Origin of the sequence: Brevundimonas sp. P7753 (genome assembly GCF_013386595.1) — a bacterium.
GTDB lineage: Bacteria > Pseudomonadota > Alphaproteobacteria > Caulobacterales > Caulobacteraceae > Brevundimonas > Brevundimonas bullata.
Map to the genome: position 1 here is coordinate 38242 of NZ_JACARP010000111.1, position 7127 is coordinate 45368.

Below are 7127 nucleotides of genomic sequence, written 5' to 3' on the forward strand. Positions count from 1 at the left end.
TTTTGGAATTAGGCGCGGGCCGCGGCACGATTTTGCCTCTCCTTGCGTCAAGAGGCGGCGCTGGCGCAAAGAAATCACGCAGTTGCAGCAATTTCGACTTTGACGCGCCCTTCGCCTTCGTCCTAACGTTCGGGCTCTGGGGGACTTGGGAGGGATTCGCTTGGCTGTCGCCATCGCCGTGACCCGCGAGCGCCGTGAAGGCGAAACGCGTTGCGCTGTAACGCCGGAAACGGTGAAGAAGCTGATCGCCCTGGGCGCGACCGTCTCGGTCGAGGCCGGGACGGGCGTCGGTTCGTCCATTCCCGACGCTGACTACGCCGAGGCCGGCGCCACGGTGAAGCCCGACACCCGCGCGGTGCTGGAGGGCGCCGACATCGTGCTGAAGGTGCGCGGCCCGACGGCGCAGGAAACCAGCGCGCTCAAGCCTGGCGCCATCGTCGTCGCCATGCTGGACGCTTATCGCGAGAAGGATACGGTCGAGGCGCTGAAGGGCGCCGGCGTCACCGCCTTCGCCATGGAATTCGTGCCACGCATCACCCGCGCCCAGGTCATGGACGTGCTGTCGTCCCAGGCCAATCTGGCCGGATATCGTGCGGTGATCGAGGCGGCCTACGCCTTCGGCAAGGGCTTCCCGATGATGATGACGGCGGCGGGCACGGTCGCCCCGGCCAAGGTCTTCGTCATGGGCGTCGGCGTCGCGGGCTTGCAGGCCATCGCCACGGCCCGGCGTCTGGGCGCGGTCGTCACCGCCACCGACGTCCGTCCGGCCACCAAGGAACAGGTCGAGAGCCTCGGCGCTAAGTTCCTGGCCGTCGAGGACGAAGAGTTCAAGAACGCGCAAACCGCTGGCGGCTACGCCAAGCCGATGAGCCCCGAGTACCAGGCCAAGCAGGCCGCTCTAACCGGCGAACACATCAGGAAGCAGGACATCGTCATCACCACCGCCCTGATCCCCGGTCGCGCGGCGCCGGTGCTGGTCAGCGCCGAGCAGGTGGCGTCGATGAAGCCCGGCTCGGTCCTGATCGATCTGGCGGTCGAGGCGGGCGGCAATGTCGCGGGCGCCAAGGCGGGCGAGGTCGTGACCACGGCGAACGGCGCCTCCATCGTCGGCTACACCAACCTGCCGGGCCGGATCGCAGCCGACGCCAGCGCCCTCTACGCCCGCAACCTGACCGCCTTCGTCGGGTTGATGCTGAAGGACGGCGTCGTGACGCTGGATCTGGAAGACGAAATCCTCAAGGCCGCCGTCGTGACGCACGGCGGAGCTGTGGTGCATGAAGGAGTGAAGGGCTGATGGAACACGTCGATCCCACCGTCTTCCGCCTGGCCATCTTCGTGCTGGCGATCTTCGTCGGCTATTACGTGGTGTGGAGCGTGACGCCGGCGCTGCACACGCCGCTTATGGCTGTGACCAACGCCATTTCCAGCGTCATCGTCGTCGGCGGCCTGATCGCCGCAGCCGCGCTTAGCCCCGAGGCTGCAGGGCCGAACGCCTGGATCGCCAAGGGCGCGGGTGTGGCGGCGGTGACGCTCGCCAGCGTCAACATCTTCGGCGGCTTCATGGTCACGCGACGGATGCTGGCCATGTACAAGAAGAAAGAAAGGCCCAAGGCCTCGTGATTTTTTCGCCGGTTCTGTTCGCCTTCTATGTCTCCTGGGCCGTCACCGGCCTGGGCGTGGCCCTGTGGATCTGGAGCTGGGTGCGGGTCAAGGACCCCATCGGCAAGCTGCGGTTTCAGGACTGTGGCGTGGTGCTGGTCTTCGCCGCCGTGCTGACGCGGATCGTCATCCAGAACCGCGAGATGACCGTCTTCGACTGGGCCATGATATTCCTGGGGCCGCTGTTCATCGCCGCCGCGCTGTGGCGACTGTCCCGCACCCAAGGTCTGACCAAACGCTAAGAGTAATCGTGATGAAAACCACCCTGATTTTCGCCGCCGTCCTGACCGCCGCCGTCGCCGCATCGGGCGCCGCCTCGGCCCAGAAGACCGAAGAGGTCGGCCAGAACCCTTACGGCGGCCTGCACTGGTCCGTCGCCGCGCCGCAGGGCGCCAACTGGGCGCTCCAGTGCCAGTTCGCGCCCGTGACCGTGCGCGGCATCCACATGAACCGCATCAACCACACCGGCACGGGCCGCATGGCCGGTCGCCTGCCGGGCGACAACGGCAGCTGCCGCGTGACCAAGACGGGCGGCGAGGGCGGCGTCGGCGTCGCCGTCGTCAAGAACGGCACGGCCACCTCGGCCGGCACCCGCGACGCGGCGACGCCGGCCGTCGTCAACGTCTTCTGACCTGAAATGACCGACTGACATGACCCTGGGGGAGGGGATCTGATGAACGCATCTTTAGCCGCGCTGGCCTATCTGGCTGCGGGGGTCCTGTTCATCCTCTCGCTCAGGGGCTTGTCCAGTCCCGAGACCAGCCGCCGGGGCAATAGCCTGGGCATGATCGGCATGGGTCTGGCTGTCGGCGTGACCCTGTTGACGCTGGGAACCTCGGGCGCGCTGGATATGGTGACGCTGGTCCTGATCGGCGGCGGCGTCGTGGTCGGCGGGGGCGCAGGCGCGCTGATCGCCAAGCGCGTGCCGATGACGGCCATGCCGCAACTGGTCGCGGCCTTCCACTCCCTGGTGGGTCTGGCCGCCTGTCTGGTGGCGGTCGGGGCCGTCTATGCGCCCGACGCCTTCGGCATCATGACCGCAGAGGGCGGCATCAAGACCCTGTCGATCGTTGAGCTGAGCCTGGGCGTGGCCATCGGGGCCATCACCTTCACCGGCTCGGTCATCGCCTTCGCCAAGCTGGACGGCCGGATGAGCGGCTCGCCCATCCTGCTGCCCGCTCGGCACCTGATCAACATCGGCCTGGCCCTGGCCCTCGTTTTCCTGATCGGGGTGCTGATCGGCACCGGCGGCACGGCCATCTGGGCCTTCTGGGGCGTCTTCGCCATTGCGCTCGTTCTCGGCGCGACCCTGATCATCCCCATCGGCGGCGCGGATATGCCCGTCGTGGTGTCGATGCTGAACTCCTATTCCGGCTGGGCCGCCGCGGCGCTCGGCTTCACGCTGGAGAACATCGCCCTGATCATCACCGGCGCCCTGGTCGGCTCGTCGGGCGCCATCCTCAGCTACATCATGTGCAAGGGCATGAACCGCAGCTTCATCAGCGTCATCCTGGGCGGCTTTGGCGGCGGTGACGCCGCAGCAGCCGGCGGCGGGGGCGCGGTCGAGACCCGCCCCGTCAAGCAGGGCTCGGCCGAAGACGCCGCCTTCATCATGAAGAACGCCTCCAAGGTCATCATCGTCCCCGGCTACGGCATGGCCGTGGCCCAGGCCCAGCACGCGCTTCGCGAAATGGCCGACAAGCTGAAGGAAGAGGGGGTCGAGGTGAAGTATGCCATCCACCCCGTCGCGGGCCGGATGCCGGGCCACATGAACGTCCTGCTGGCCGAGGCCAATGTGCCCTACGATGAGGTGTTCGAGCTGGAGGACATCAACTCCGAGTTCTCCTCCGCCGACGTGGCCTTCGTCATCGGCGCCAACGACGTCACCAACCCCGCCGCCAAGACCGACCCGCAATCACCCATCTACGGCATGCCGGTGCTGGACGTGGAGAAGGCCGGGACCGTCCTCTTCATCAAACGCGGCATGGCGGCGGGCTACGCCGGCGTCGAAAACGAGCTCTTCTTCCGCGACAACACCATGATGCTGTTCGCCGACGCCAAGAAGATGGTCGAGGGGATCGTGAAGGCGCTGTGAGCATCGTTCGCTGGCAGGACGAAGGGCAGCCGGGTCGGCCGATCTCGCTCGCGACGCTGCTGGGGATCGGCTTCTGTCTCTTTTGCTTCTTTGGCGGCTACAGGCTGATCGCATTCCTCTGGGTATGGGGGCAGAGCCCTGCGGCATGGTGGCCTTTGCTGGGGGCCGCTTCGGCCGTCGCCTTTTTTCTGGCGATGCTAGGGCCGTGCATCCTCCTTCCCTTGATGAAGCGCCTCAAAGTTCCAGGTCGTGTTGTGGCGGGCGTTCTTTGGGGATTGGGTATAGCCTGTGTTCTGGCAGTGGTCTGGGATTCCAGAAGCCGTGTCGAGATGCGCGGGCACGAGATCTGGGTGCGTAACGTCGTCGGCGGTGCTCAAGTCTATCGCCCGGCGGAGATCGTGTCCCTTCAGGTAAGTTGCCTGAACGGGCGGCGGAGTTCGCCGGAGCCCAGCCTGCGTCTTGAAATGAAGGACGGGCGTGAAATTGACCTCGCTGACATGTTCTCGCTTGGTCCAAATGGGCCAGAAACGGCGGCATGGCTCAATGCGGTGGAGGGCGTCGTGCAGGCAGCGCGGCATGCAGGAATCGCAAAGGCCTCGCGCCATCCCGAACAGGGATGGCTTCATTTTGATCGAGGTTGTGTGACGGGGTTCTCCGAGCGCTTTTCTGCCGACGATCGCGCGCGTGTGGCGGCCTTGTTTGCGTTTCCGTCGTGACGAGCCGAGGCTGTGCAGGACTTGACCGAGGCGGTCTCAAATCTAGCCCTTGGTCATGGGCGGCGGTTTTCCTACTGGCGGGGTCGCTTACGTCCTGTTCTGCCATGATCCCTGTTCACATCGGCGGCGGGCTGGAGCAGCCGACGGCGATTTTCGGCCTCGACCCGGCGCGGTCTGAGAAGGTCTGTGTCGGCGGTCTGACGATGCATGAGAAGTCGGACGACGTGGGGCGTCCCGTCTGGACTATCGGCGCGCGGGGCCGCGAGTGCCGTTCCCTGAAGCAGGTGGTCTATGGCTATGCGCCGGACGGGTTCGATACGGTCGTTCCGGCGGCGGTGTTGAAGTCGGGCGTTCGCTACACGGTGGTGGGCTATGGCCTGACCGGCGGGCCGCTGGCCCGAACGCCGTGGCGCGGTGGCGGCGACTTCGTCTTTGAGGATGGCCAATGGCGCCCAGCGCCGCCCTTCATGCCGGGACGTTGAGTCTGGCCGCGAACAGCGCCATCAAGCGTCAGAGCACTCACGGACGTTATGATGCAGGAGGGGGAGATGGATTTCAGCGCTGACGAAGTCATCGCCAACCTTTCGCTGACGCCGCATCCCGAGGGCGGGCATTTCCGGCCGATGGCGCGCGACCCAGGGCTGGCGGCCTGCGGGTCCGAAGCCTCTTCCGACTATCGGCTGCTGACTGGCGAGGCGGGCGACTGGCGTCTGGTCGAGACGACCGAAATCTGGGCCTTCTACATGGGGGCGCCGCTGGAGCTGGAGATCGTCACCGATCAAGGGCTTCGCCCGCTGGTTTTGAGTTCAGACTGCCCACAGGCGGCGGCGGCGCAGGGCGCGTGGCGCAGGTTGCGTAGTCTGGGCGACTGGACCCTGGCCAGTTGTTCGACGGCGCCGGGGCTGGCGGCGGATGCCGTGGAGACGCCGAGTGTCTGACCTCAAGACCCAGCCGACCGAGGCCTCGGTCGACGCCTTCCTGTCCGCCGTGGAACCAGCGCAACGGCGCGAGGACGCCTTGGCCGTCTGCGCCCTGATGCGCGAGGTGACGGGCGAGGCGCCGGTTCTGTGGGGGCCGTCCATCGTCGGCTTTGGCCGCTACACCTACGTCAACACGACGAAAAAGCCTGCTGACTGGCCCATCATCGGCTTCTCGCCGCGCAAGGCCGCGCTGACCCTCTACATCATGCCCGGCTTCCAGGCTCAGGCGGATCTGCTGGAGCGGCTGGGGCCGCACACGACCAGCGTGTCCTGCCTCTACATCAAGCGTCTGGACCGGATCGACATGGGGGCCTTGCGCGCGCTGTGCCAATGGTCGGTGGCCGAGATGAAGCGGCGCTATCCCTGATGATCGGGGTTTCCTCGGCCAGATCGAACGTCAGGCCGTCGCCAGCTTCCTGACCCTGAAGGCGAGGAAGATCAGCAGGCCGCCGAACAGGATGGCCCATGCCGCGATCAGCCACAGCAGGCCCATGGCCCCGCTGCCTGGCGCAAAGACCAGGATCAGGCCGAAAATCAGCGACAGGGCGCCCGCCGCGATCAGCGTCCATTCGTTCTCGATTTCCTTGCGCAGGCGAATGGCGCCGACGATCTCGATGATGCCGCGCAGGATCGACCAGAAGCCGATCAAATAGACCAGCACCAGGGCGGTCAGACCGGGCCAGACGAAGGCCAGGCCGCCGGCCAGGAGGCTGACCACGCCCGACAGGGCCAGCCACCAGCGCGGCGCGATCCCGCCGCCTCGGATCGCGGCGACTAGAGCCAGAATGCCGTCCGCCACGGCGTAGATTCCGTAGACAAGGATCAGGCTCAGCAGGCTGATCTGCGGCCAGACGAAGGTCGCAACGCCGAAGGCGATGGCGATGATCCCGCGCAGCAGCAACAGCCACCATGACCGATGAAGGGCCGATTTCACGATCCCTTCGAGCGAAGGCGCGGCGGTGTGGGACGACGTCATCAACAGTTCCCCGTCTGGCGTGAACTTAAAGGTCGCGCCTGGCCGAACGCCGTTAGGCTCCGCGAGTTCCCTCAGGCCGCCAGGCGCCAATCGGAATGGGCGGCGATAGGCGTAGCGTGGAACTCGTCCCACAGGGCGTCCTCGTCCGAGTAGCGGCTGCTGGCCGAGGCCGAGATGACGTCCACGACCTGTTCTTCCTGACGGTCCCAAATCACTGCGAGGTCCGAGGCGCCTTCGGCTTCGCACGGCACGATCATGTAGCGGTCGGCGAAGGTCTTGCGGGCGGGCTTTTGAACCGTCGGGGTGCGGGCGAAGGCCATGTGGTGATCTCCTGAAGCGATTGCCTCTTGCTGATGTTGAGAGGATGCGACAGCATTACGCCAGTTTCGGACGTAGGCTTGTGGAGAAGTTTCTTGCGGCACGACAAGGCGGCGATGGTCATCGATCTGGCGCGCGGCATGGCGGCCAGCGCCGAGGGGCTGACGCTGAACGAGATGGCGGGGCAGCTGCGTGTCGGTCGGCGCACGGCGGAGCGTATGCGTGACGCGGTACTGATGCTGTTCCCGCAGGTCGAGGAGGTGTCGGACCCGCCGACCAAGCGCTGGCGCATTCGCGGCGGCCTGTCGGCGTTCGAGCAGGCGCCGACCGCGACCGAGATGCTGGAGCTGACCAAGGCGGCGGCGGGTCTGCGGGGCGCGGGC

11 protein-coding genes and 1 pseudogene are annotated in these 7127 nt (G+C 66.4%); 10 read left to right on the top strand and 2 right to left on the bottom strand.

Features of this window, described 5'->3' with window-relative positions; all coding sequences use genetic code 11:
• The first annotated feature begins 160 nt into the window (after window positions 1-160).
• The 9 genes from HX774_RS17355 (at window position 161) to HX774_RS17395 (ending at window position 5817) form a co-directional block, all read left to right on the top strand.
• The gene (locus HX774_RS17355; protein ID WP_178828716.1) at window positions 161-1294 is read left to right on the top strand and encodes a Re/Si-specific NAD(P)(+) transhydrogenase subunit alpha; all 1134 of its coding nucleotides are present in this window, start codon (window positions 161-163) and stop codon (window positions 1292-1294) included.
• Complete coding sequence (locus HX774_RS17360) at window positions 1294-1620, top strand: NAD(P) transhydrogenase subunit alpha (RefSeq protein WP_178828717.1); 327 nt, start codon at window positions 1294-1296, stop codon at window positions 1618-1620. Before HX774_RS17355 ends, HX774_RS17360 begins: the two co-directional genes overlap by 1 nt.
• Window positions 1617-1901: a hypothetical protein gene (locus HX774_RS17365; protein ID WP_114818002.1), complete on the top strand. Its 285-nt coding sequence runs from the start codon at window positions 1617-1619 to the stop codon at window positions 1899-1901. The genes HX774_RS17360 and HX774_RS17365 overlap by 4 nt, the downstream gene beginning before the upstream one ends.
• An 11-nt stretch (window positions 1902-1912) precedes the next feature.
• The gene (locus tag HX774_RS17370; RefSeq protein ID WP_178828718.1) at window positions 1913-2290 is read left to right on the top strand and encodes a hypothetical protein; all 378 of its coding nucleotides are present in this window, start codon (window positions 1913-1915) and stop codon (window positions 2288-2290) included.
• Window positions 2291-2332: 42 nt separating this feature from the next.
• A complete protein-coding gene (locus HX774_RS17375; protein ID WP_178828719.1) occupies window positions 2333-3754 on the top strand; it encodes an NAD(P)(+) transhydrogenase (Re/Si-specific) subunit beta in 1422 nt (473 codons plus the stop codon).
• Window positions 3751-4470, top strand: a complete 720-nt coding sequence (locus tag HX774_RS17380) for a hypothetical protein (RefSeq protein WP_178828720.1) — start codon at window positions 3751-3753, stop codon at window positions 4468-4470. Before HX774_RS17375 ends, HX774_RS17380 begins: the two co-directional genes overlap by 4 nt.
• Window positions 4471-4574: 104 nt before the next feature.
• On the top strand, window positions 4575-4952 hold the full coding sequence (locus tag HX774_RS17385; RefSeq protein ID WP_178828721.1) for a hypothetical protein: 378 nt from the start codon (window positions 4575-4577) through the stop codon (window positions 4950-4952).
• Between the two features lie 66 nt (window positions 4953-5018).
• A complete protein-coding gene (locus tag HX774_RS17390; RefSeq protein WP_178828722.1) occupies window positions 5019-5408 on the top strand; it encodes a cupin domain-containing protein in 390 nt (129 codons plus the stop codon).
• Window positions 5401-5817 (top strand): DUF1801 domain-containing protein, encoded by a 417-nt coding sequence (locus HX774_RS17395; protein ID WP_178828723.1) that lies wholly within the window; start codon window positions 5401-5403, stop codon window positions 5815-5817. Before HX774_RS17390 ends, HX774_RS17395 begins: the two co-directional genes overlap by 8 nt.
• Window positions 5818-5847: 30 nt before the next feature.
• Here HX774_RS17395 and HX774_RS17400 read toward each other — a convergent pair whose 3' ends face one another.
• Together HX774_RS17400 and HX774_RS17405 are read right to left on the bottom strand one after the other, a co-directional pair.
• Entirely contained in the window at window positions 5848-6426 is a 579-nt protein-coding gene (locus HX774_RS17400) for an HdeD family acid-resistance protein (protein ID WP_178828724.1), read from the bottom strand.
• A gap of 71 nt (window positions 6427-6497) precedes the next feature.
• Entirely contained in the window at window positions 6498-6746 is a 249-nt protein-coding gene (locus tag HX774_RS17405) for a hypothetical protein (RefSeq protein WP_178828725.1), read from the bottom strand.
• 114 nt (window positions 6747-6860) lie between these two features.
• Here HX774_RS17405 and HX774_RS17410 point away from each other — a divergent pair.
• Window positions 6861-7127 (top strand): annotated as a pseudogene (locus tag HX774_RS17410) (DNA-binding transcriptional regulator); the annotation flags it as partial.